The 23,704-nt window shown below is 50.6% G+C and carries 17 protein-coding genes; 4 read left to right on the top strand and 13 right to left on the bottom strand.

The window, feature by feature from the left end:
* Window position 1: 1 nt before the first annotated feature.
* Together feoB and PsAD13_RS06075 are read right to left on the bottom strand one after the other, a co-directional pair.
* Window positions 2-1,825: a ferrous iron transport protein B gene (gene feoB, locus PsAD13_RS06070; protein WP_057462828.1), complete on the bottom strand. Its 1,824-nt coding sequence runs from the start codon at window positions 1,823-1,825 to the stop codon at window positions 2-4.
* The gene (locus PsAD13_RS06075) at window positions 1,809-2,138 is read right to left on the bottom strand and encodes a FeoA family protein (RefSeq protein WP_063317564.1); all 330 of its coding nucleotides are present in this window, start codon (window positions 2,136-2,138) and stop codon (window positions 1,809-1,811) included. Before PsAD13_RS06075 ends, feoB begins: the two co-directional genes overlap by 17 nt.
* Before the next feature lie 219 nt (window positions 2,139-2,357).
* On the opposite strand from PsAD13_RS06075, the gene PsAD13_RS06080 reads away from it, so the two are divergent.
* Together PsAD13_RS06080 and PsAD13_RS06085 are read left to right on the top strand one after the other, a co-directional pair.
* Entirely contained in the window at window positions 2,358-3,686 is a 1,329-nt protein-coding gene (locus tag PsAD13_RS06080) for an MFS transporter (RefSeq protein ID WP_063317565.1), read from the top strand.
* Window positions 3,687-3,694: 8 nt separating this feature from the next.
* Window positions 3,695-5,884 (top strand): TonB-dependent receptor, encoded by a 2,190-nt coding sequence (locus PsAD13_RS06085; protein ID WP_208986455.1) that lies wholly within the window; start codon window positions 3,695-3,697, stop codon window positions 5,882-5,884.
* 117 nt (window positions 5,885-6,001) lie between these two features.
* Here PsAD13_RS06085 and PsAD13_RS06090 read toward each other — a convergent pair whose 3' ends face one another.
* From PsAD13_RS06090 to PsAD13_RS06100, 3 genes are all read right to left on the bottom strand, one after another.
* Complete coding sequence (locus PsAD13_RS06090; protein ID WP_063317566.1) at window positions 6,002-7,447, bottom strand: carbon starvation protein A; 1,446 nt, start codon at window positions 7,445-7,447, stop codon at window positions 6,002-6,004.
* A 181-nt stretch (window positions 7,448-7,628) separates the two neighbouring features.
* Window positions 7,629-8,339 (bottom strand): two-component system response regulator BtsR, encoded by a 711-nt coding sequence (gene btsR / locus PsAD13_RS06095; RefSeq protein ID WP_063309596.1) that lies wholly within the window; start codon window positions 8,337-8,339, stop codon window positions 7,629-7,631.
* Complete coding sequence (locus PsAD13_RS06100; protein WP_063317567.1) at window positions 8,336-10,018, bottom strand: sensor histidine kinase; 1,683 nt, start codon at window positions 10,016-10,018, stop codon at window positions 8,336-8,338. The genes btsR and PsAD13_RS06100 overlap by 4 nt, the downstream gene beginning before the upstream one ends.
* A 1,088-nt stretch (window positions 10,019-11,106) precedes the next feature.
* Here PsAD13_RS06100 and PsAD13_RS06105 point away from each other — a divergent pair.
* Complete coding sequence (locus tag PsAD13_RS06105; RefSeq protein WP_063317568.1) at window positions 11,107-14,448, top strand: M10 family metallopeptidase C-terminal domain-containing protein; 3,342 nt, start codon at window positions 11,107-11,109, stop codon at window positions 14,446-14,448.
* Between the two features lie 89 nt (window positions 14,449-14,537).
* Window positions 14,538-14,945 (top strand): hypothetical protein, encoded by a 408-nt coding sequence (locus PsAD13_RS06110; protein WP_063317569.1) that lies wholly within the window; start codon window positions 14,538-14,540, stop codon window positions 14,943-14,945.
* 248 nt (window positions 14,946-15,193) lie between these two features.
* On the opposite strand, the gene PsAD13_RS28050 is transcribed toward PsAD13_RS06110, so the two are convergent.
* The 8 genes from PsAD13_RS28050 to PsAD13_RS06150 form a co-directional block, all read right to left on the bottom strand.
* Entirely contained in the window at window positions 15,194-15,499 is a 306-nt protein-coding gene (locus PsAD13_RS28050; protein ID WP_343228952.1) for a tyrosine-type recombinase/integrase, read from the bottom strand.
* Window positions 15,500-15,508: 9 nt separating this feature from the next.
* On the bottom strand, window positions 15,509-15,730 hold the full coding sequence (locus PsAD13_RS28055) for a hypothetical protein (protein ID WP_208986457.1): 222 nt from the start codon (window positions 15,728-15,730) through the stop codon (window positions 15,509-15,511).
* 527 nt (window positions 15,731-16,257) lie between these two features.
* A complete protein-coding gene (locus tag PsAD13_RS06125) occupies window positions 16,258-17,436 on the bottom strand; it encodes an NAD(P)/FAD-dependent oxidoreductase (RefSeq protein WP_063317572.1) in 1,179 nt (392 codons plus the stop codon).
* Between the two features lie 97 nt (window positions 17,437-17,533).
* Window positions 17,534-19,579 carry a methyl-accepting chemotaxis protein gene (locus PsAD13_RS06130; RefSeq protein WP_063291410.1) on the bottom strand — a complete coding sequence of 682 codons (2,046 nt, stop codon included), beginning with the start codon at window positions 19,577-19,579 and terminating at the stop codon, window positions 17,534-17,536.
* Window positions 19,580-19,936: 357 nt separating this feature from the next.
* Window positions 19,937-21,025, bottom strand: a complete 1,089-nt coding sequence (locus PsAD13_RS06135) for a TRAP transporter substrate-binding protein (protein ID WP_063317573.1) — start codon at window positions 21,023-21,025, stop codon at window positions 19,937-19,939.
* A 116-nt stretch (window positions 21,026-21,141) separates the two neighbouring features.
* Entirely contained in the window at window positions 21,142-21,693 is a 552-nt protein-coding gene (locus PsAD13_RS06140) for a TetR/AcrR family transcriptional regulator (RefSeq protein ID WP_057461017.1), read from the bottom strand.
* A gap of 403 nt (window positions 21,694-22,096) precedes the next feature.
* Window positions 22,097-22,309, bottom strand: coding sequence for a cold shock domain-containing protein (locus PsAD13_RS06145; RefSeq protein ID WP_057461006.1), 213 nt, complete (start codon window positions 22,307-22,309; stop codon window positions 22,097-22,099).
* A 336-nt stretch (window positions 22,310-22,645) separates the two neighbouring features.
* Window positions 22,646-23,701, bottom strand: coding sequence for a branched-chain amino acid ABC transporter permease (locus tag PsAD13_RS06150; RefSeq protein ID WP_063295228.1), 1,056 nt, complete (start codon window positions 23,699-23,701; stop codon window positions 22,646-22,648).
* Window positions 23,702-23,704 lie beyond the last annotated feature (3 nt).

Here is a 23,704-nt window from a genome sequence, read left to right on the forward strand (position 1 = left end):
CCTAAAACCCAAAGAGCTTTGCGCCTTGGTAAAACAGGAATGACACCAGCCAGGCATAGCTTAGAGACAAGATCAGCGAGAAACTGGTGAACTGCCATGACTTTCCTTCTGAATGCACCGTCGCAATGGTTGTTAGACAAGGCGTGTAAAGCAGGCAGAACAAGCAGAAACTATAGGCTTCCAGCGGTGTGACACTCACCGAAATGGCTTGAGAAACACCACTGGCAGATAGTGCGTAGATTGTAGACAAAGATCCGATGACGATCTCTTTGGCGATGAAACCGAAGATCAGTGCCAGAGTAAGATACGGATTGATGCCGATTGGCTCCATGATCGGCTGAAGCAAAACGCCCAGTTGGCCGCCATAGGTATTCAATCCTTCTGCGCCAACTGGCAGGTTCGTCAACAACCAAACCAGAATGCAGCCGATGATAATAAACCGTGAAGCTCTTCTGATGAACTCACGCACCTCACCCCAACCTCTGAGTAAAACTTGTTTGACTGTCGGAATCCGATAGGGGGGTATCTCCAACAAGAAGGGTTCCTGGCTCTTGAACTGCTTGGAAAAGCTAAAGATGGCGGCCGTTGAAAATGCGGCGAGGAAGCTGATCACGTAAAAGGAAAATAACACTAGTGCACCTTTGGAACTGGGAAAGGTGGCACTGATAATAAAAACGAACACAGCAAGGCGCGCAGAGCAGAGTGAAAATGGAATAACCAGCATAGCCAGCAGGCGCAAGGAGCGGGTACGCATGACCCGCGTGCCCATTAATGCGGGTACATTGCAACCGAACCCCATCATTTGCATCGCAAAAGCGCGGCCATCCAGCCCAACGCGGCGCATCAGAGCATCCATCAAAAAGGCAGCACGCGCCAGATACCCGCTATCTTCAACAGCGGCCATGCAAAAGAAAAAGAGCACAAGAAGCGGCACAAATGATGCGACCGTCGACAGACCAAGCCATATGCCATTGATCAAGAAGCTATTGAGCCAGACAGGCGCCCAGGCCAAACCCGGCTCCAGCAGTATCGTTTGTACCCAGTCAGCACCTCGGCTCACAAGATCCTGAGAGGGAAGGCCAATCTCCCAGATCACGGAGAAGATAACCAGCATGCTGAGAAAGAACATGGGCAGGCCCAGCAGCGGATGCAAAAACAGCTGATCCAGCTTTTCCGTCAGTGTTTTCGGCCAGATTTTGGGAAGAGTCACGCAACCTTTCAAAGCATCATCGAGCGTTTCCTCAGTCATCAGTGTTTTGAACAGCGAGTCATAGTCCGCCAGAACTGGCTTGCTGGCAAAGTCAGAGCTTAAACTGTCTGAGACTTGTTTCATGGCATCGTCAAAGCCGGTGCCGTATTTGGCGCTGATCAAAGCCACCGGCATCTTGAGAGAATTCTGCAACTGCTCAAGATCAAACGTGATACCGAGCTTATGAGCTTCATCGCACATGTTGAGCATGACAACAGCAGGTAGTCCCAGCGCCTTCACCTGCAAAGGCATCAGGATCTGTCGTTCAATCTGCGCTGCATTGATAACGATAATAACCAGATCAATCGGAAATTTTGTCAAAAACCGGTTCACGACGGCTTCGTCTTCAGATCCGCCTTCCAGATTATAAATACCCGGCAGGTCGACATATTCCACGTTTCTCCCTGCTAAAGGCACACGCGCGCGCATCACATTAACGGTGATGCCTGGCCAGTTGCCAACGGAGGCGCGGGCATTGGTGATGCGATTAAACAGCATGGATTTGCCAGTGTTTGGCTGACCGATAAGTGCAATACGTGGGGTACTCTGGGCACCTGCCTCAGGCCGAGGGTTCATCGCCTTTGATCTCCTCCACAACAACGCAACGTGCTTCAGAACGTCGGATCGCAACCTGTGTTACCTGATTGACACGAAGCAACATGGGGCCACCCAACCAAGCAAGCCGCATAACGCTGACTTCCTTCCCAATGTTGATCCCCAGTGCGTTCAGGCGAACGACCAGAGCACGACCATCAGATGTTTCCTCACTCTCGATTTCTCGGACAATGGCTCTTTCGCCTTTGAGAAGGTGATCGAGACTGCGTGTTCTCGGTGCATTGCTCATAATCTGTTCTTGAGGCGTTGGAGTGAAGTTGAGGTTTAAACTCATAAATAGACAAGCTCCTGTCAGCAAACTGGTTAGAAGCGTGTTGCCGCTGGCTTGAAAACTTAGCTAAAGCAGAAATTATTGTAGTTTTCCCGCAAGATCTAATTGCGAATAACTTGCAAGTAGTGATTGAAAATATGAGTGTAATTCTCTAGTTAAAAATCATTAGTTGGTTAGCCAGAACGACTCGTTCGAGCCAGGCCGTTGAGTGCTAGGTAGAAAATGGCTAACGACAGCAGTGCCCATATTGCAGGGCAGGCGCGCGTAACTTCACACAACGAGCAAGGTGATCGTACAGCCCGTTCAGTCATTATCGTGCTGGCGGGGCTTTATGTAGCTCAGGCTATTCCGGTTTATCTTGTCGCTGCGGCCATGCCGGCGATCTTCCGCGCACAAGGCATCAGTCTTGTCAGCATTGGCTCTATGGCACTTTTGATGCTGCCTTGGGTCATCAAGTTTCTCTGGGCGCCAATTGTTGACCGTTATTCCTTCGCTGCCTTTGGAAGACGCCGAAGTTGGATCATCCCGATGCAGCTTATCTCCGTGGGCATCATCACTTACCTTTCAACACTCAATGTCGCCGAGCAACTGCACATCCTGTTTCCATTACTGATGGTTCTGGCGCTGTCCTCCTCTACACAGGACATTGCAACAGATGGCTTTGCCGTTGAGCACCTCGCCCCGAAAGACCAACCTCTTGGCAATGCAGTCCAGGGAGGCAGTGTTGCCGCAGGCGTGCTGATCGGTGGTTCTCTGTCTCTGTTCCTGCATGATCTGTGGGGGTGGAGCTTTGCCCTTAAAACAGCTGCTGGCCTGTCATTTCTCACTTTGCTGCCACTGCTGTTCTTCAGAGAAAACCCACGGAAAGACAAAGGTGTCGATGGAGAAAGTAAACCACGGCCATCGATCATCGGATTTGTGAAACGCAACAACACGTTGATGCTGCTGTTCTTTGCACTGCTGTTCCGCCTGCCTGAGGGGCTCGTCAAAGGCGTTGAGCAAGCGTTCCTGGTGGACTTCGGCTTTTCTCTTTCTCAGATTGGGATGGTCAGCGGAGGTGCAGCTGCTTGCGTCGGCTTGGGCGGCTCAGCGATCGCTGTGGTGCTGATCAAGCGAGCTGGTCTGATGCAATTCCTCTGGCTCATCGGCACTTTGAGGACTTTGTGCTTTCTCGGCTACGCGTCTGTAGCTCTGCTGGACTATCGCGGGGTTGCCGTGCTTGTTGGCCTTTCTGCTGCCAACACCTTCATCCGCTACATGGAAATTGTCGGTCTTTACAGCGCATTCATGCGCGTCAGTTCACTCAAGCAAGCTGGTACCGACTTCACCATTCTCAGCTGCGCAAATCTGTTCGTCTACATGCTGGGCAGCGTAGCAGCTGGTGTTATCGCGCAGTACTCCGGCTACGGCATTCTCTTCTCGCTCGCAACTGTCTGCTCTGTCGCAGGCATTCTGGCCAGCATGTATTTCTTCAAAAAAGCATCCATCGGCAAGGGGCAACAAACTGCTGAAGATGCAGATCTTTCAACAACATCACCGATAAAAACTTAGGGGGCAATATGAAACGCATCGCTATGGGGAGCAAGGGCTCCCTCGCGCGAGTGCTGCTATGCACCGTCGCACCTTTCGCACTGTTTCAAACAGCATCCATCGCAACCGCACAGGATGCCATTGAAGACGACACCGATCTAACCGTCGTCGTAACCGCCAGCCGCACCGAGGAATCCATCTCCTCCATTCCGGGCACTGTGCAGGTGATCTCCGGCGAAGAACTGCAACAAGCGGTCGCTGCGAACGGGAGCCTTGCGAGTGCGCTCTCGCGTTTGGTTCCAGGATATTCATTGGACAACCAAGGGCTCACCGACACTGGCCAAAACTTCCGTGGCCGCTCTGCTCAAATTCTGGTGAACGGAACACCGAGGACAACCGAGCTCCGTGGTTTAAGACGTGCCCTTTCCCTGGTAGATCCAGACAGCATTGAGCGTATTGAGATCGTGAATGGCGCAAGTGCTATTTACGGGAACGGTGCAACTGGTGGTGTGATTAACATCATCACAAAAACTGCTGAGAAAGAAGGCTTGTCCGGCAGTGTATCCACGACGGTATCTGGGTCTGAACGAGATTGGTCGGATAGTGCAGACCTGACTACCAGCTTAAGTGCTGGTTTCCGGCAGGATGGCAAGAGTATTCAGCTCAATGGTCAGTTTAAGAACACAGGTGACAGGTTCGATGGTGCTGGTGATCAGATCTCTGAAGATCCGATGACCGGGCAGGGCGGCGGCTCTGGAATCGAACAGTACAACGTTTCAGGTCAGGTTGGTTTTGAGGCAGAAACATTTGATCTCTCCATCTATGCAAACCTTGTTAAGATGGAACAAGATATCAAGTATAATACAATTTATGCTCCAGAAAGCGTATCTGTAGATAAAAGCAGTCCGTATCAAGGGCTGCCTGTTCTTGAAGATAGTAAGAACATCAGCGCAAAATTGAATTTCTATGATCTGGGCGTTTTCGGTGATGCCCAACTAGAGGTATATTACAATAATTCGGAAAAACGTGCTGCATTTGTGCCCTTCAGTGCTGCCAACCCGATTGAGTACAAGCCAGAGCCCCTCAAAGGACAAAGCGTTTTGCTTGCAAAACAGGCTGGGGTTCGATCCACAATCAATACAGATCTTTCAAAACTCTACGAAGGGCTCGAGCTGACTTGGGGAGCCGATTATACCTTCAATGATATTGCTCAGACGACAACTGACGGCCGCGATATTATTTCTCCAATGACGCAGCATGGCTACGCATTCTTTGCGCAGGTCGCAGCACCTGTGACTGACATGTTTGAGGTTCGTGGCGGAGTTCGCCACGAGCGTTATAACCTCGAACTTGATAGCTTCGTAAGGCCAGAAGCAAAAGTACTTGGCTATTCTAATGACTTTACCGCTCACACTTTTCTTGCGGCGAAGGAAAGCTACAGTGCGACCGTATTCAATTTGGGCGGTGTTGCGCATTTGACTGATGAACTTGATGTGTTTGCGGGGTTCTCGCAAGGTTTCTCAGTTCCTGATGTGGGCTCATTCACTCGGCGAGCACGTCCGGATAACCCATTCGTGCCTGATGGTATTGTAAAGTTCGATGACTTTGCTCCGGACGCCGTGGTCGTAAATAACTTCGAGTTCGGTACACGATACGATACAAAGAAGCTGTCTGTCGCTGCTTCTGCGTTCTACTCAACCTCTGACGAGGGGGTGAACTTTGATGACGCGACCCAAACTGTTTCTCAAGCGAAAGAACGCATCTGGGGAGCTGAACTAACAGTTCGAAGCCAGCTTAATGATGCATTGGGATTGGGTGCTGTTCTTGCATATCAAGAAGGTGTTTGGGACCCTGATAATGACGGAGACTTTGATGAAGACCTCCCAAACAACCGCATTCAGTCCCCTCTAAAAGCAACACTTTCCGCTGACTATGATTTCGGCAATGGCTTTGTTGTACAGGGAGAAGCTTTATTAAGTGCTGGTCGTAGTGGCAAACAGAGCATTTCTGACAAAAAACGCGTAGATTTGACTAAGCTTGAAGCTACCTACACCTTCAACGCAAATGCTTCTTATCGCTCAGACTACGGTGATTTCCGATTTGGTGTAACAAACATCTTCGATACGAAGCAGCAGAACATTACCGCTTCCTCGATACGCAACCGTGAAGTCCTAGCCGAAGGCCGCCGCGTCTTCTTGCAATACACCAAGACGTTTTAAGTTATGCAAATGTGAGGCAGGGCTTTGCCTTGTCTCCAGTTGTATCTGGTAAGTACAAAAAAACAGCGCAGGGACTAGAGTCCTTGCGCTGTTTTGCTTTGGCGAGTGGAGGGAGGGTTACTCGCCAGGTTCAAGCACGTCTTCGTGGTCGACGACTTTACCCTTCACCTTCACCCGGACTGCTGAGGCAATCAGTAGGGCTGCGAGGATGCCGCCGATGGTGGAGACCGTCATTGGCAGGCCAAACCCAAGTTTGGTGGAGTTCAGCAGGAAGGTCACAACAACGGTAGTCATGAAGGTTGCCGGTATAGTGCAGATCCAATGCAGCTTGTTATGGCGTAGCAGATAGGCAGCTGCAGTCCAAAGCATCAGTGCGGCAGTTGCCTGATTGGCGACGCCGAAGTAACGCCAGATCACGCCGAAATCCACCTGAGTAAGGAATGCTCCTCCAACGAACAGCGGGATCGCCAGCAGCAAGCGCTTTGGCATCTGGTTCTGTGGCATGTTGAAGAACTCAGCAAGGATCAGGCGCGCGGAGCGGAATGCAGTATCGCCAGAAGTGATTGGCAGAATAATCACGCCGAGCACCGCAAGGAAGCCACCAAATGCGCCCAAGAGACCGTTGGATGCTTCATAAACCAGGTTCGCAGGATTGCCGCCCATGCCTTCTGCAAGGCCTTCAACACCGCCGAAGAAGGACAAAGCAATTGCACACCAGATAATCGCGATAACGCCTTCACCAATCATCGCACCGTAAAAGACGAAGCGACCATTTTCCTCATTTTCCATGCAACGGGCCATCAGAGGGGACTGTGTGGCATGGAAGCCGGAGATTGCACCACAAGCAATAGTGATGAACAGGGCAGGCCACAGTGGCATGTCATTCGGGTTCAGGTTCTGGAAGAAATCGCCAGCTTCAACACCTGGTAGCATGGTGTGTTCGCTGGACAGCAGCAAAGCGACCGTCAAGCCCACAGACATAAACACCAGTAATGCGCCGAAGAAAGGGTAAAAGCGCCCGATGATCTTGTCGACAGGAACGATGGTGGCGATCAGGTAGTATGCGAAGATGCAAACCAAGAAGATGGTAACATCAACACCAGTCAGGCGGCCTAGCAGGCTTGCCGGAGCAGACACGAACACGACGCCCACGAGCAAAAGCAAAACAATTGCAAAGATGTTCATGAAGTGCTTCGCACCGTTGCCAAGGTACTTGCCGGCAAGGTTGGGGACGGATTGCCCTTTGTTGCGAACGGACAGCATGCCGGAGAAGTAATCATGCACTGCACCTGCAAAGATGCAGCCACAAACAATCCAAAGCATCGCAGCTGGACCATACAAAGCTCCAAGGATCGGGCCAAAAATCGGTCCAACACCTGCAATGTTCAGCAGTTGAACCAGATAAACCTTCTTGGTGGACATAGGCACATAATCGACGCCGTCTGTATGTGCATGGGCAGGTGTCTGGCGTGCGGGCTTAATCCCGAAAACCTTCTCGACAAACATGCCATAGATAAAATAGCCGCCGAACAGCAGGCCAATACTTAAGAGAAACCAGGACATCTTTCTTCCTCCACAAATCTCTGGGAGCGATTAGACCGGTTTCAAGGGCAAGGCGCTGAAGTTTCAGCTAAGCGGCAGTTGAGGCAAGGTGAGCGGCAATTAAAACAAATAAGCGGTTAATTGCGACGCGACAGTTTCACGTAAACTTGAAGCGACCCAAAGGCTAAGTGTATATACGTACTTATGAATATCCAAAATGTTGCTTCAGGCTTTTCAGGTAGCGACGCGAAACTGGGATCTTGGTGCCGTTGTGCGTCACCACTTCCGCACCTGTTTCTTGCAGCACGATTTCCGAAATCGCATCCGGTGAGACGAGGTACTGGCGGTGGCAACGGGCCAATGCGGTTCTTTGCTCCAGCACTTTAAGGGTGAGGTGTGTGTGGACATAAGACTCTGCAGTCGCCACATGGATTCCAGACAAGTCGCTAAACACATATTCAACGGTTGCCACTGGAACGACCTTCAGCTTGTTTCCAAGATAGCAGGGGAGGTGCTGAAGCTCTTGAGGCGTAATTTCTTCCATCAATTGCGGACGCAGATCAGACCGGACCCGGCCAAGTGTCTTGGCAAGCCGGTCCTCTTCAATTGGTTTGAGCAGATAATCAAAAGCATGATGCTCGAAGGCTTTAATGGCATACTCGTCATAAGCGGTCGAAAACACAATGCGCGGCATAGTTTCCGGGTCCAGCATGCCAATCATTTCCATGCCAGAGATGCGCGGCATCTGAATGTCCAGAAACACCAGTTGAGGCTTGTGCTTATTTATAAACCCAAGGGCATCAATCGCATTACTGCACTCGCCAAGTACTTCGATACCATCTGCTCCAGTGAGCAAATCCTTCAACTCCTCACGAGCATAAGGTTCATCATCAACAATCAGACAACTAATCATTGGGCTGCCTCCAACATAGGAGCAGGGAGTAGGATTGAAACCCGGGTAAAAGCGTCCTCTTCCCATTCAATGTGCAGGCCAAACTCCTCACCCCACTGTTTCTTCAAGCGTTTGTCGACCAGTGAAACTCCAAGTCCTTCGCGGTTCTGTGGTGGCACATAAAGCCCGGCATCGTCTTCCACTTGAAGTTCCACATACTCATTGCTCATGAGCCCACGGATTCTAACGCATCCACCGTCTATGCTCTGCGAAATGCCATGCTTGATGGCGTTTTCAATGAGTGGCTGCAACGTAAATGCTGGAATTTTCAGGGATAGCAGTTCAGTGGGAACATCGAGCTCAACAGCCAGTTTGTCCGGGAAACGAGCTTTCTCAATCGCCAGATAGGCATCCACATGGTCAAGTTCTTCACCAAGAGTGACGAGGCCAGAGGTGCGCTTCAGGTTAATGCGTAAAAATTTGGAGAGCTGCAGCAATAGTTCCCGAGCCTTCTCCGCGTCGCGTTTTGTAATAATGGCAATCGTATTGAGCGTGTTGAACAGAAAGTGCGGGTTCACTTGCGCTTGCAGCAGTTTCAACTCAGCCCGTGTCAAAAGGCTCTGTTTCTCTTCCAGTTCTCCATAAAGGATCTGATTGGAGAGAAGCTTCGCAATGCCTTCGCCCAGTGTTCGGTTGATATTCAAAAACAGCTTGTTCTTCTGCTCGTAGAGTTTGATTGTGCCGATCACTTGGGAGTCGCTACGAAGCGGAATAACAAGGCATGAACCCAACTTGCAGGAGGATGACAGCGAACAGCCATATGGCTCTTCAACACCGTCTGCATACATAACCTTGTTTTGTTCGATAGCATCAATAGTCAGTTGAGAGGAAATCTCTGTCCCCGGTTTGTGGTGATCCGAACCAATACCAATAAAGGCAAGCAGCTTGGTACGGTCCGTAATCGCGACGGCCCCTACATTCGTTTCGTCTTTAACAATCTGGGCAACCTTGCCTCCAGAAACTTCATTTAGCCCCTTAGCAAGGACGCCGACACATCGTTCTGCAATCTTTAGTGCCTGACTGGAGAAGGCTGATGATAGTTTGTCAAACATCGTCTTCTGATCACGGACAATGCTCATAAAGAAAGCTGCTCCCAGTGAGTTGACGAACAACATCGGGGGCGCAATTTGCTGGACAAGCGCAAGAGCCTGATCAAATGGCCGGGCTACAATCAGGATGATGAGCATCTGCACCACTTCCGCTACAAAGGTGAGGCCAAACACAAACATCGGGCGAAACAGCAGTGCGCGTTTGTTATGCGTGCGCAAATAGAATGCAGTCATCCCGGCCAACAGGCCTTCTGAGGTGGTCGAGATCGCACAAGCCAGATCAGTAAACCCACCAAAGCCGTAGCGGTGCAAACCGCCCGTCAACCCAATCAGAAACCCCGTAACTGGACCACCCAAAAGACCACCCAGGACCGCGCCCATAGCGCGGGTGTTAGCAATGGCCCCATCAACCTGTTCACCGAATGTTGTGGCAATCACGCAAAAGCCAGAGAACACCAGATAAATAAGTACCTTGTGCGGTAGGCGAGGGGCGTCTTCCGTAAAGATCTTAAACAGCGGCGTTTTGCTGACCATATAAACGATCACCAAATACACACACATTTGCTGCAGCAGATGAAGAATGAGGGCCATTTGTTGGCTTTACTATTGTTTCTTGAATTAGCCCCAAAAGTGTACCACCACACAACAGATTTTCAATCCACCAAGCAGACCACACACACCAAATTATACTACCTCTAAGATTTTGATATATTTGAGTTATTACGCCTGCCTAACTAAACGCGCGCAATTATCGCGAAGCGTAAAGAACTAAATATATAGGAGACGTCGCTAGTTCTTGGCAGTGAGGAAAGCTCTCTTGCTGGCATAATTGATCTGTGGTGCGAGAATGAAGTGTGAGGATCACGTAAGGTCGTTAAGTTCCCAAAAGTGAAATTTCCTCAAGAACGTCGATCAACCGCAAGCTGGTTATAATGATAAATCTTCACAACCTCAGATAGGTTATGAATAAACGCAATCGCACGAAATAGCGGTAAAGTAATTTGTCGTATTATTGATTAAATATTTTAGCATTACGTTTGGTAACTTAAAAATTATCATCTTTAACAGCGTTGACTTTAAACCTCATTTAAAAAAGAATTCTAGCACTGCATGCAGTGTGCTTAGGTTAAATCTACACAAGGCATTGAAGAACCAAAAGAATTCTGATGTGCTTGCTCTGGAGGGGCGGCACTTCACCTGAACTTGGGGCTGTCGAAATGTTTGATTACTATGAGGAATCTCTTGCCGAATGTATCGATAAGCGCACTCGTTCTTCGCGAGCCACAACTAGTACCATCGCCAGCCGGTTTCTGGGAGGAACCGACAGCCCAGAAAACTTATGGGAACCTCTTAGAGGCAGCATTTACGCAGCCAGTATTGCTCTTACTCGCAGATTGAAGCCTACGCTTTTACTCAGTCCGGGTTCATCAAATTTGGGCAGTCTGATTAGCTCTTATCGGGCTCATTCTGAGGCATTTACTGCTGCAAGATCTAGGGCAACCTCTAAGCAAAGAATGCCTCAGGCCGCAGCTTTCATAGCCTCTTAGCCAATCAATTCCTTCAGTCATCCTTCAATGCCGTTGAATGCATTCGTGCATGCGATGTCAGGCTTTAATTGGCCGCACCATAAAACCAAGCAGCATTAAACACCCAAACTTTGTATAACGGGAGAGACAAAGATGCCAAATTCAAACCAGCCCAACGATCAGTGGTGGGTTAATGACCAAACGCCGGATAATCCGTTTGGTAAAAGTGAAGATTACGAAGCTTATATTGATTACGTCAGCGCACTGCCTCGCAGCCTTACACCTGAGATCGCAGCACAGCCGCTGGTGATCAATGTCAGCGGATTGAATGATTACCCGGAATACAAAGCGGCAGCTATTGGCGCTTTGGAGGTGTGGTCTGCTGTTACTCCTCTCCAGTTTGAAATTGTAGATGATGTGCCGTTCGACTCTGAAACACAGTGGATGGAGGTCGTTAGTCCTGCGATAGGTGAGCAAAGCGACGGTAGCGCTTTTTCAAGCAACCGCTATGTCAGTATCGGTCAGAAGTTCCACGATACAGAGCCAAACAAAACAGACATCGGCGGTTATGTTTTTGACAGCTTCATCCATGAGTTCGGTCATGAATTTGGCCTGAATCACCCGGGTCTTTATAACTACAGCGGCCCTGGAGGCGTTCAGATCAACTATCTGAACAACGCGACCTGGATTTATGATCGTCAGCAATACAGTGTGATGTCCTATTTTGATGGCATTGACGTTGGAGAAACAACGCGTTGGTCAGCTTCCACACCATTGATGGCGGATATCGAAGCCACCATCCGTCGCTTTTTCTCCGAGGTCGACGAGGATGGTGCACGGACTTACCAGAAGATCGATCTCAACACGGGTGACAACACGTACGGCTTCAACAGCACAGAGTATGGCTATGAGCTAACATCCTCTGGCATGCAGCACGATATCGGATTTACTATCCACGATACCGGTGGTGTTGATACCATTGACTTCTCCGGATCAACGGCAGGCACGATCCTTGACCTGCGTGCTGGTCAGTTCTCCAGCGTCAATGGGCACAGCAACAATGTGTCTATCTTTGCTGGCCACAATGCAGACCAGACCGAATACTACATCGAGAATGGCATCGGTAGTGAATACGATGACATCTTGATCGGTAACGATGGCGACAACGTTCTGGACGGTCGTGGCGGTGCTGACAAAATGGCTGGCGGCAAAGGAGACGATGTTTACTTCGTCGATTCCGCTGATGATATCGTACGCGAGGAAGCCGACGGCGGAAACGATACGATCATTGTGCTGAACAGCGACCTGGACCTGGGTGAAATCGAGAACGTCGAAAACATCATCTACGTGGGTGGCACTCCGACCCAACCAGTCGATACCGGTAACGACGACACCTCAAGCGATTCCGGCGATTCTCTGACCAGCCTCATCTTTGGTGATGAAGACAACAACACCCTTGAAGGTGGAGCTGGTGGCGACACGATCTTTGGTCTGGATGGTGATGACCTCATCATTGGTGGTCGTGACTCATTGGCGAGCCGTGATATCAACAACACCATTGCATTCGAAGATCTTGAAGATCAGACCGAGAGCGATGACGGAAATGACGTGCTTTATGGTGGTCGCGGCAACGATACCATCTTTGGCGGTGCTGGTGACGACATCCTTGATGGCGGCGACGGCGACGACACACTGATGGGTCAGGATGGTGTTGACATCTTCCGCGGTGGTGACGGCGTTGACACAGTGGACTACAGCCACGAGAGCCCATTCCAGCTGCTTGTCAATCTTGAGACCAATGTTGCCAGCGGTGGTACTGCATCAGGTGATACGTTCTATAGCATTGAAAACCTGATCGGCTCTGACGACCGTATTGACCGCTTCATCGGTACAGACGACAACAACCATTTCTGGGGTCGTGGTGGCGGCGATGTCTTTAACGGCGGCGGCGGCGATGACATCCTCGACGGCGGCAACGACGGTGACCTGCTGTATGGTGATGAAGGCAATGATACGCTCATCGGTGGCTCTGGTCAGGATTATCTTGACGGTGGCGAAGGCATCGACACAGTCGTTTACTCAGGAAGTTCTGAGGGAGTAACGGTTGACCTTGCCAACGGCACAGCACGCGGTGGCGACGCAGATGGTCCAGTCCAGATTGTAGGACGAGGCACAGTCATCAGGCATGATATCATCGTTGACGTTGAAAACGTTGTTGGCTCTTTCTTCGATGATCACCTCATTGGCAATGACCAGACAAACGAACTCTCGGGCGGTTCAGGTAACGACATTCTGACCGGTGGTGAAGGTGCTGACATCCTGAACGGTGGTCGCGGCAGTGATACTGCGGACTATTCCGACGCAACCAGCGGTGTCAATCTCAATCTGGGACGCGGCAAGTCAGAAGGTGACACTTACATCTCGATCGAGAACCTCTCAGGTTCTGGACATAATGATCGCATGAAGGGTGATAACGCTGCCAACACCTTGACCGGTCAGGGTGGCAACGATGTTCTTCGTGGTGGCAAAGGCGATGATGTCCTCTTCGGTGACTTCGCTGATCAAGGTGAACCTATCCCACGCCCAGGTATGGGTACAGGGTACGCGACGCTTGGTCCTGATGCGACGAACAACTCAATCGCGACTGCATTCGATATCTCCAATAACTTCTCTCTGACAGAAGATCCTGACATCTTCGATTCAACAACTGTTCTTCATACAACAGTTAATGCGACCGGAAATGGCCAGGGTGGATACTATGGTATCGAGCTTGCTGCAGGTACGACCATTACTGTCGATATCGACGGTATTGCAGATCCAAACGTCCATGACAGCTGGGTCAGACTGCTTGATGCTGATGGAAATATTGTCACCCAGAACGATGATGGTGGCGGAGATCCCGGCTCTACAAGCAACCGTGATTCAAGCATAGTCTTCGTTGTTGAAGAAACCGGCACCTACTACATTCTGGAGGGTGCTTGGTCACCGGACGTTCCAGGTGATGGTTGGTCAGAAGCAGTGCCAGAGGGTTCAACATACAAACTCAACGTATCCGTTGAATTCCCACCTGAGCCAATTCAGCCGGGTGAAGCTGGTAATGATAAGCTCTACGGCGGAAAAGGTAGTGACTTCCTTGACGGCGGCCTAGGTACTGACATTCTGGTTGGTGGCGCAGGTGAAGATTCCTTCCGCTTCTCAACAGAGCTTGGCAACGACAATGTCGACAAGATCAAAGACTTCAGTGTTGGTGAGGATCTGATCCTTCTCGACAATGATATCTTTGCTGAACTGGGCGGCACTGGCGCTCTTGATCTGACTGCATTCCACATGAGTGCTGCAGGCGTTAGCCAAGATGCTGCTGACCGCATCATCTACGATACCGACAGCGGTGCTTTGCTGTATGATGCAGATGGTTCAGGAGACATTGGTGCAATTCAGTTTGCACAGCTTAAGACTGGTCTGTCACTTTCTGCAGATGACTTCGTTATCGTCTGATAACTTACAGGAGGGGGGCTCTCACGCTCCCCTCTTACTATCTTTATGCATCTAAACTGTTCTGATGACGCAATCCGATGGGGAAAAGAATGAAACCTCTGATCAATCGTAGTGCAGCTTTGTTGGCAGCCGGTCTATTGGCCGCTGGAACCGATGCGTTCTCTAAGACCACCGAAGCACAAGCATCAGACATTCGCGGCACCCTCACGTTCGCAGGTGATACAGAAATTCCCAAAGGCCAAATCAAAATCTACATTGAAGACACTGCCATTAAAGACAGTACACGAGAACTCACCACCGAGACCCATCTCAAAAGCTCAGGCAAATCAAAAGCCATAGACTTTTCCGTCACTCGCCCCTCCAACATTCAGGCGTCACCAAGACTCCGGATCATAGCCCAACTACAACGCCCCGACGGCTGGCTCCTCGCCCAAGGCAGCATTAAACTTAAAAGCAACAAGCCATTGGCTATCATGCTTTACAGGACGATGTATTGAAAGGGCATGGTGTTCTATGAAGACTTAGCCTTGACATTTTTACACTTGGGTCAGCTCAAGCTGTCTAGGGACAGGCCGCGGCAGCAATCATGCATGTGGCAACCCGCAAAAACTTTGCCATTGTCGTGAGCTTAGAATGGCCAAACAGTGCTTGGATCTTCCAGATATCGGCACCAGACTCCAGAAAGTAGATTGCAAAACAATATCGCAATGTATGCAGCGTTAGATGTCTGGTGAATCCAACTTGTCTAGATGACACATGGAACAGCTACGAAAAATGCTGTACCGATAGATGTTGCAGCGATGTTGCGGGGAAAGAATCCGCTTGGGCGTGGGCACATTTTTTCCTGACCAGTTGGATGTTCCCTCCACAGTTCCCGCAATAACTCCAGAAGATTTGTTGAAAACATTATGTAGCGATCCTTGCCTTTCTTAGCTTGCGCAATGTAGATGATGCTATGGGTGCTGTCGATATCACCAGTGGTTAGCTGAATGACTTCGCCCGTGCGCATGCTGCAGCCATAAGACTGAGATAGCATGGCGCTTACTCTCAGATTGAGAGCCTAGGTCAGAATGCGCTTGACTTCCTTTGGACTGAGCACAAGCGGCACCCGGCCCGGTTCACTGATATGGAAAATCTCGGCTACCAGATCATGTCGCAGCAAACTTACCCGGAAAAGAAACTCGACGTCTGGTATAGTCTGATTGTTGGTGCTGATGCTCACGCCGCTTTCAATCAGGTACTGTTGGAACCTCGTCGCATAATCTGCAGTTGCAGAGATCATGAGAGCCAGACCACAAAGTGTTTGCAAGTAAGCAAGTGACTGGTCTGAGGTGCTGGCCCGGATTACGCGCACTTATATACGGAATGATGCTAGTATGAAGCGTTGTTATAGTCGCTGGTTTGTGAGTGCTTATGAGGAAACTCTTTGTTAATCGAGTTAAGATCAATTCGACAAACAGCGGTAGTTCTAATGACGTAAATTTATGAAACGAAAAGAGCCTAATTCGTTGTATATTCTAGGAGAGCGAGCTCTAAAAATTGTGTCAAAAGCACTTTTGGAGATGACGATACCTGAAATGAAAATTGCGACACTAAAAGTGCGTGATTGGCACAAAACTGGTACTATACACTTCTACTCAGTTCAATTTACCTAGACTACGCCAGTGTCATAAAATGATTTAATGAAATTGTTATTTGTGAACAATGAAATTTAGTTGCTTGGTAAGTTTTTTCATATGTAGAAAGCTATATGATATTCGACATTACAAACTCTACCGCATCATTACAGACTTTATTTTACCGTCACATCTAAGCAAACTGCCCGGCTGCATGGCCGGAAGACCAGGCCCATTGGAAGTTGAAGCCGCCGAGGTGGCCGGTGACGTCGACGACTTCGCCGATGAAGAAGAGGCCGGGGACGGAGTTGGTTTTCATTGTTTTGGAGGAGAGGGCCTTTGTGCTTACGCCGCCTAAGGTGACCTCAGCAGTGCGGTAGCCTTCGGTGCCGACGGGCTTGAGGGTCCACTCGTTGATAGCCAGAGCGGCTTTGCGGAGCACCTTGTCGGAGGTGTCGGCCAACCGTCCGCCCAGCTTATGCTCCTCAGCAATGTGTGTGGCCAGCTTTTTAGGCAACAAGCTTGCCACCGCAGTCTTAATGTCCTGCTTCGGCTGGCTTTGCTTAGCGGACTTCAGGGCCTCAAAAACATCTGTGTCTGGAAGTAAGTTGACGCGAATGTCTTTGCCTTCTTCCCAGTAAGAGGAGATCTGCAGAATGGATGGCCCGGAAAGGCCGCGATGGGTGAAGAGTAATCCTTCACGAAAACTGGTCTTTTTGAAAGACACAACAGCATCCACTGAAACGCCTGCCAGATGTTTGGTCCGTTCCCGCATCGTATCATCAAAGACGAACGGTACGAGAGCAGCGCGAGGGGTGACGAGCGGCAGATCAAACTGTTTGGCAATCTCGTAGCCAAAGCCGGTGGCACCCATCTTTGGAATGGATGGACCTCCGCATGCCATAACCACAGACTGCGCTCGCATGGTGTCTCTGGAGGTGCCAACGGTAAAGCGATCATCAGGCTTGGTAAGAGAGGTGACACTGGTGCCCAGCTGAATGCGAACGCCAGATTGCTGGCAGAGCTGGAGCAGCATGTCGATGATCTGCTGAGCGCTGTCATCGCAAAACAGTTGGCCCAGTGTTTTTTCGTGCCAACTGATGCGGTGCTTGTCCACCAGCGCGATAAAATCATGCTGGGTGAAACGCTTCAAAGCAGAAACAGCAAAACGCGGGTTCTCAGAAAGATAGTTCGCGGGAGAGGCGTGCAGGTTTGTGAAGTTGCACCGCCCGCCACCGGAGATCCGGATTTTGTCCGCTGGGCGCTTGGCATGGTCAATCACCAGCACAGAGCGTCCGCGCTTTCCAGCCTCAATGGCACACATCAGGCCGGCGGCACCTGCACCTATTATAAGAACGTCAATGTTTTGCATGGCGCTCTTATATGGGCTTTCCAGCCAAGGTCAACTCGGGATCAAATAAAAGAGGAGGGCCGGAGCCCTCTCCATGCATTTCAGCAATGTTTAACGCTTAAGCCGCAACAACATCTCTCAGGAAGTTGGAAATGGTCTGGCGCAGCTCCGTTGCCTGTTTGGAAACAGAAGAAGAAGCCTCAAGCACGTCATTGGCAGAGTGGTTGGTTTCCTGAACCGAGCTCGTGACAACGCTCATGCTGTCCGCCACATCCTGAGTGCCCTGTGCAGCCTGCTGAATGTTCTGGCTGATGGATGATGTCGCTGCATTCTGCTGAGCAATCGCAGTGGCAATGGAGCTGGTGTACTCATTCACCTGATGCATTGTACCAGCAATCTGCTCAATAGCGGTCACAGCTTCCTTCGTAGAACCCTGAATACCGGAGATCTGAGAGGAAATCTCTTCTGTCGCCTTGGAGGTCTGGGTTGCCAGCTCCTTCACCTCGGATGCAACAACCGCAAAGCCCTTACCCATTTCGCCAGCACGCGCTGCTTCAATGGTTGCGTTCAGAGCCAGCAGGTTGGTCTGCTCGGCGATGTCACGAATGAGATTGACCACTTCGCCAATCTTCTGAGCCGCAACATCCAGATCCGCCACATGATCGTTGGTGGCAGTTGCAACACTGGTTGCATCATCAACAGTCTGCTTGGTCTGGGAGATCTGGCGCCCGATCTCTTCGATGGATGCAGAGAGCTCTTCAGCAGCAGAAGCCACGGTCTGCACGTTTTGCGAAGCCTGCTCAGAGGAACCAGCAGCGCTGTTGGCACGGTCAGATGTGGTTGTCGCTATGTGCGTCAGAGAGTCAGCGGTTTGCTGCATCTTACCGGTGTTGTCATCAACCCGGTCAAGAACGCTGGAAACCTGGTCATTAAACACACTGATCAGCTGATCCACGTGCATCTGGCGGTCACGCTCCTGTTCATGCTCTTTCTCAGAAAGGCTCTGCAGTCGCTTTTGCTCAGCAACCGTATCGCGGAAAGACATAACAGCGTTCGCCACCTGGCCAACTTCATCAACGCCAGTCGCACCAGCGAACGTCACAGTGGTGTCGCCTTCAGCCAGTTTGCGAGCATCGCTAAGTAGGGCTGTTACCGGAATAGATACACTGCGAATGATCGTGTAAGCCGCGCCAATACCCAGCACCGTCACAATGCCGGAGATGATGAGGGCCAGCATAAACTCCCACTGTGCATTCGCAGTCAGTTTTTGCGCATGCATCACCAGTTCGTCCGCAAGGTAGTCTTCAAAATCCTTCAGCGAGTCGATACGTTCGGTCGCCAGGTCAAACCACTCAGTACCGGAGATGGAGGAGATATCGCCACCAAACGCAGCGGCATACCCCAGCTTACGGGCAGCATCAACCTGGCTCATGATAGGCCGGTTGAAGATCTTCTCAAGAAACTTCACCTGAGGCCCGGTCATCAATGATTGCGCAGTTTTGAAGTGCGTATCCTGACTAGCGCCAAGACGAACGAAGCGATGGTAGATAGTCGGATTGAATTCCTGCGCACTAAAGCCGTTTGCGCCAATTGCGCGCTCTATGCCTGCGTTCTCTTTTCCAAGCAGCACTTCTTCATACATGCTCAGCTTGCGAACAAGGCTTGCATCGCGGCTTACGGCAATTGTACTTGGCAAAAACTTGAAGGCCTCGTTGATTGTGCCACTGTAGTAAGCAACAGTTTCGCCAACGGTTGTATTCAGGCTTTTGACGTTATTGCGGATCCGGGCAATGTTTGCCAGACGGCTGTTCACCATGTCCACCTGAGCCGCAAGGCCCTTGTCAATGGAAGCAAGGTGGATGTTGTCCAGCGCAGTCTTATAGATGCGGATTTTGCTGTCAGTCAGCTTGTGCTGGTCAGCAAGGCCCTCTGCAAAGGCTTTGCCCTTTGCGCCAAGATATCCGGCGGAGCGGCCACGTTCTTTTTGCAGTTCGTGAACAACAGCACTCAATACAGGAACAAACTCTGCAACCTGACCAATAGAGGATGCTTCCACCTTTTTGTTATAGGCGGTGGTGGTTTGTGAGCCAGCAAAATAGAGCATGGGCACAAACGCAAGCATGAATATCGCGATGATACGATACTTTAAAAGAATACGACGCATGAGAGCACCTGAAAGGGGAACTCGAGTTCCAAATTTGAGCGGGGCACTGCTGCCCGTTACACTGTTTCGTTATTACACGCACAAATTGAGTCAGTAATTCTTTATAGAGCGTTTATTCTATAGCTTGGATTTGTACTAACTACCTACTTATTCTCACCTAAGTAATATAAGTAGGTGAAATACTTAGTTCCTAAGTATATGTGTAGATTGCAATTGATTACTATTTCGGAAATATACTTGAGTTTTCAGCGAGTACAAGAGCATCGACGATAATTAGTGAGCTTTTGATGATTCGTTTAAGCAGTCTATGGAAAGGGAAGCAAAACTCCCCATTCCAAAATCTCGGTCAAGTGATGCTTACGTAGACCACACCTGCGCACGGTCCTGATAAAGCTGTCCCTCCATGCGCGCACCGTACAGAGAACAAGCTTTCACGTAGCCCATGTAGGAACCGTGGATCTTCTCGCTCATTGCATCGCCAGCAGGATAAGCCGCAATCACTTCACGCGCAGCCGCGCCAATCGCTTCAATCACATCCGGTGGGAAGGAGGAGAGAATAGCACCGCGTTCCACCAGTGTGGAAAGAGCGATGGTGTTGTTGTAGCGGAATTCCGCCGTGCTCTCTTCAGCCTGTGCTGTCGCCGCCTGCGCCAGAACTTCCTTCAGCCAAGGGCTCAGGTTCTCATAGGTGTTCTGGTTTACGATCATTTCCAGACCCGGACCCGGCTCATGGAACGCTGGCAAGTGGTAGTACGGCGCAATCTTGTAAAGGCCGAGAGCAAGATCGTTCCACGGGCCAACAAACTCAGCCGCATCAACCACACCGGACTGCAGGGCAGGGTAGATTTCTGGCGGAGGTGTGACAACAGTCGTCGCACCCACTTTGCGCAGAATGTCGCCGCCAAGGCCAGCAATACGCATCTTCAGCCCGACAAGATCATCCAGAGACTTGATTGGCTTCTTGAACCAGCCACCTGCCTGAGCGCCCGAGCTGCCCGCATAAAATGGTTTCACACCATGCGGTGCATACGCTTCGTCCCAAAGAGCCTGTCCGCCACCATGACGCAACCAGCCGGAAAGTTCAGTCGCATCCAGGCCAAACGGGAGAGTGGTGAAGTACATAGTCGAGCGGATCTTGCCCACCTGATAATAAGGCGCGTTGTGACCGATATCAGCAGTGCCAGAGGAAACGGCAGAGAATGTTTCGAACGGAGGAACCAGTTCGCCGCCACCAAAATACTTGATGGAGATCTTGCCGTCAGAAAGCGCCTCGATGCGTTTGCCCAGCTGCTCAGCTGAGGTGCCCACGCCCGGGAAGCCCTTTGGGAAAGAGCCGACGAGTTTCAGGTTCAATGTGGCGTTTGCAAGTGCTGGCGCAGCAAGGACAGAAGCGCCGCCCGCAGCACCGGTTGCCATTGCTGTTTTCAGAAAGTCACGGCGTTTCATCTGCCCGTCTCCGCTAATTCATAAAGTACATAGGTATTAATGCTAGCAGAGGGCAGGTGGGGCTGGCGATATATTTCAGCAGTCAGGGCTGAGAAGAAATCAAGTCAGAGAGAGCTTTACTTGAGTATCTCGAACATGCGCTCGAGTTGCTCTTCCACATTCAGCTGGTCCTCATCAAGAACCTGAAACATCCCGTTGCTGTGAATGCCTTCAACAGCCAGATAGACAAGGGTTGCCAGCTCTGGGTCTTCAGACTCGTCCTGAATGCGCGCGTACATGTCTTTATGGAAGACGCGGACGGGGTCAAGCAGGCTCGGGTCGTCTGCAATGGCGGCCAGCATACCGGAGGCTGCCTTGTTGTCTTCTTTAATCTTGCTGCAAAGCCCCTTCAGGAATGCCCGCATAAGTTTATGACGATAGGGATCATCAGCAAGCTTCTGCTCTTCTGTGGCAATGTTATCGCGCGTGCCATCTACATGGTATTGAACCATGGAGCGGATGAGAGCTTGTTTGCTTGGGAAGTTATAGAGCAGCCCACCTTTGGAAACACCTGCATGCTTGGCGATTGCATCCAACGAAAACTGCCCACCGCCTTGTGCTTGCACATAGTCGATGGCCGCTTCAAGAATGCGATGCTGCGTTCTGCTGGCTTTGGTCGTGCCCTTCACAATGAGTCCCTTGCCCAATTCTGCGAGAGGTCGCAGAGAAAAAAGTTGTTCTTATAAGCGCAGATCTGCGACTTTTGTCAGTATAGGCCATCAGTGGCAACTTTGCGAGGCCAAGTCGTCATGTGAACCACGAAATTTATGAAGTGAAAACAACGATGTTCGTTGAACCAGATAAAATAGCCGTGATTGCGGCTCTTTTAAGAAGTTCTCAGCTGAAAGATGGGGGAGAGAGAGCATTAGGCAAGCTCTGATCAGAACAAGGAGACGGCTGGTCTGATGTAAAAAATAAAAGGCCTGACGGCGCCTGGCAATTGCCGGCGCGCATCAGGCCAATTATGTGGCGGTCACAAAGTTCATTCAGCTTGCGCTGAAACAAACTCTGGAGCCTCGCAAATCGTACAGATTAAGCAAGCTCAATCTGGGAAGCCTGCAAACCGCGGCCACGACGATCTTCTTCAGCAACAAAAGTGATCGCTGCACCTTCAGCAGGAACTGCGATGCCAGAGCGTTCGAAAGCTGTGATATGAACAAAGATGTCTTTGGAACCGTCAGCTGGAGTAACGAAGCCGTAGCCTTTGTCGTGGTTGAAGAATTTGAGGGTACCGTCTTGTCGCATGGAAACGTCCTTTAAGCCAAAAAAGTCAACTCGCCTGGTTAAGGCGGGTCAGTCGTGACGAGCAATGTAATCAAAGGCAGAAAAGGACATTGTTCCGATACATGCACCGCAACATTGCCAGCCGTGTCTCTAATAACAGCCCGCAGTCATAAGGTCTGAGCTCTCATTCTTTCTAAAAGAAATCAGTCCTAATGGTTCATATAGGGAGGCGGGTCATATGTCGCCCCTCTAATACTACGGGATAAGCAAATCTCTTAGCTTGCTCGTCCCTACCGATGTAGTTGCTCCTTAAGAAATCCACAAGGTGCAATTTAAAAAAAGAGCCCAATTGAGGCATTATGTTCCTCTTAAACGGCCCACGATGCCCTTAGGGAACCAGTAAATACTGCAGATAAATAACATTCCCAACCAAAGCAGCCAGCGTTCCGGTGAAACCACCTCTGACACTATAGGCAGACTACCCAGCGATTCCTGAAGGAGGCCCAAGAGGTTCTGCAAATAGGACTGGGTGAGAAGGAACAGGACAGCCCCGATAACGGCGCCGTACATGCTCCCCATTCCGCCAATCACAACCATCAACAGAATGTCCACCATTATATCCATGGAGAGCGTCGTCGCTGGCCCAGTGTAGCGCAGCCAGAGTGCCATCAAGGACCCTGCGAGCGCTGCCATTACAGCAGACAGAATTGTCGCCACGCTGCGATATCGCACGACCTTGTAGCCAATCGCTTCCGCACGGAATGCATTCTCTCGGATAGCTTGCAGAACGCGGCCAAACGGAGAGTTCACCATGCGCAGCAAAACAAGGAACAGACACAGGCTGCTGAAGAAGACCACATAGTACGTGATCAGTTTGCCATTGAGGCGAACCCCGAGCACCTTCTCCTTCACCAGCTTGAACGCAGGCGTCATCTCCCGCGGGATACGATAGCTCAGCCCGTCCTCACCGCCAGTGAAGCCGGAAAGTTGCGAGACCAGCACCAGAAACGCACTCGCCACAGCCAGCGTCATCATGGCAAAGAAGATCGCCTTGACCCTCAGTGAGAACAGCGCAATCACAAACGCAAAGGCCCCGGCCACCAGCGCACCACACACAGTGCCAAGCGCAATCGCGCTGTAAGAGGCGCCCATGTTCACCAGTGCAATGGCCGTCCCATAAGCCCCGATACCAAAGAACATGGTGTGCGCGAACGACACCACACCCGTATACCCCAGCAGTAAATCATAACTGGCCACCAGCACAATGAAGATGCAGATGCGAGCAGCCGTATCTAACGAACGCGTACCGGGAAACAGAAAGGGCGCAAACAGCAACCCAAACAGAATGAGCAGCAGGACAGCACTGAGCATTTTGCTGCGTGGACGGTCACCAGAAAGGAGTTTCACAATCATCTG

The organism is Pseudovibrio sp. Ad13, assembly GCF_001623225.1.
Classification (GTDB): domain Bacteria; phylum Pseudomonadota; class Alphaproteobacteria; order Rhizobiales; family Stappiaceae; genus Pseudovibrio.

What these genes read in the sequence shown, in the direction of transcription:
- feoB (WP_057462828.1), bottom strand. Translation starts at nt 1,825, where the DNA reads ATGAACCCTCGGCCTGAGGCAGGTGCCCAGAGTACCCCACGTATTGCA.
- PsAD13_RS06075 (WP_063317564.1), bottom strand. Translation starts at nt 2,138, where the DNA reads ATGAGTTTAAACCTCAACTTCACTCCAACGCCTCAAGAACAGATTATG.
- PsAD13_RS06080 (WP_063317565.1), top strand. Translation starts at nt 2,358, where the DNA reads ATGGCTAACGACAGCAGTGCCCATATTGCAGGGCAGGCGCGCGTAACT.
- PsAD13_RS06085 (WP_208986455.1), top strand. Translation starts at nt 3,695, where the DNA reads ATGAAACGCATCGCTATGGGGAGCAAGGGCTCCCTCGCGCGAGTGCTG.
- PsAD13_RS06090 (WP_063317566.1), bottom strand. Translation starts at nt 7,447, where the DNA reads ATGTCCTGGTTTCTCTTAAGTATTGGCCTGCTGTTCGGCGGCTATTTT.
- btsR (WP_063309596.1), bottom strand. Translation starts at nt 8,339, where the DNA reads ATGATTAGTTGTCTGATTGTTGATGATGAACCTTATGCTCGTGAGGAG.
- PsAD13_RS06100 (WP_063317567.1), bottom strand. Translation starts at nt 10,018, where the DNA reads ATGGCCCTCATTCTTCATCTGCTGCAGCAAATGTGTGTGTATTTGGTG.
- PsAD13_RS06105 (WP_063317568.1), top strand. Translation starts at nt 11,107, where the DNA reads ATGCCAAATTCAAACCAGCCCAACGATCAGTGGTGGGTTAATGACCAA.
- PsAD13_RS06110 (WP_063317569.1), top strand. Translation starts at nt 14,538, where the DNA reads ATGAAACCTCTGATCAATCGTAGTGCAGCTTTGTTGGCAGCCGGTCTA.
- PsAD13_RS28055 (WP_208986457.1), bottom strand. Translation starts at nt 15,730, where the DNA reads ATGATCTCTGCAACTGCAGATTATGCGACGAGGTTCCAACAGTACCTG.
- PsAD13_RS06125 (WP_063317572.1), bottom strand. Translation starts at nt 17,436, where the DNA reads ATGCAAAACATTGACGTTCTTATAATAGGTGCAGGTGCCGCCGGCCTG.
- PsAD13_RS06130 (WP_063291410.1), bottom strand. Translation starts at nt 19,579, where the DNA reads ATGCGTCGTATTCTTTTAAAGTATCGTATCATCGCGATATTCATGCTT.
- PsAD13_RS06135 (WP_063317573.1), bottom strand. Translation starts at nt 21,025, where the DNA reads ATGAAACGCCGTGACTTTCTGAAAACAGCAATGGCAACCGGTGCTGCG.
- PsAD13_RS06145 (WP_057461006.1), bottom strand. Translation starts at nt 22,309, where the DNA reads ATGCGACAAGACGGTACCCTCAAATTCTTCAACCACGACAAAGGCTAC.
- PsAD13_RS06150 (WP_063295228.1), bottom strand. Translation starts at nt 23,701, where the DNA reads ATGATTGTGAAACTCCTTTCTGGTGACCGTCCACGCAGCAAAATGCTC.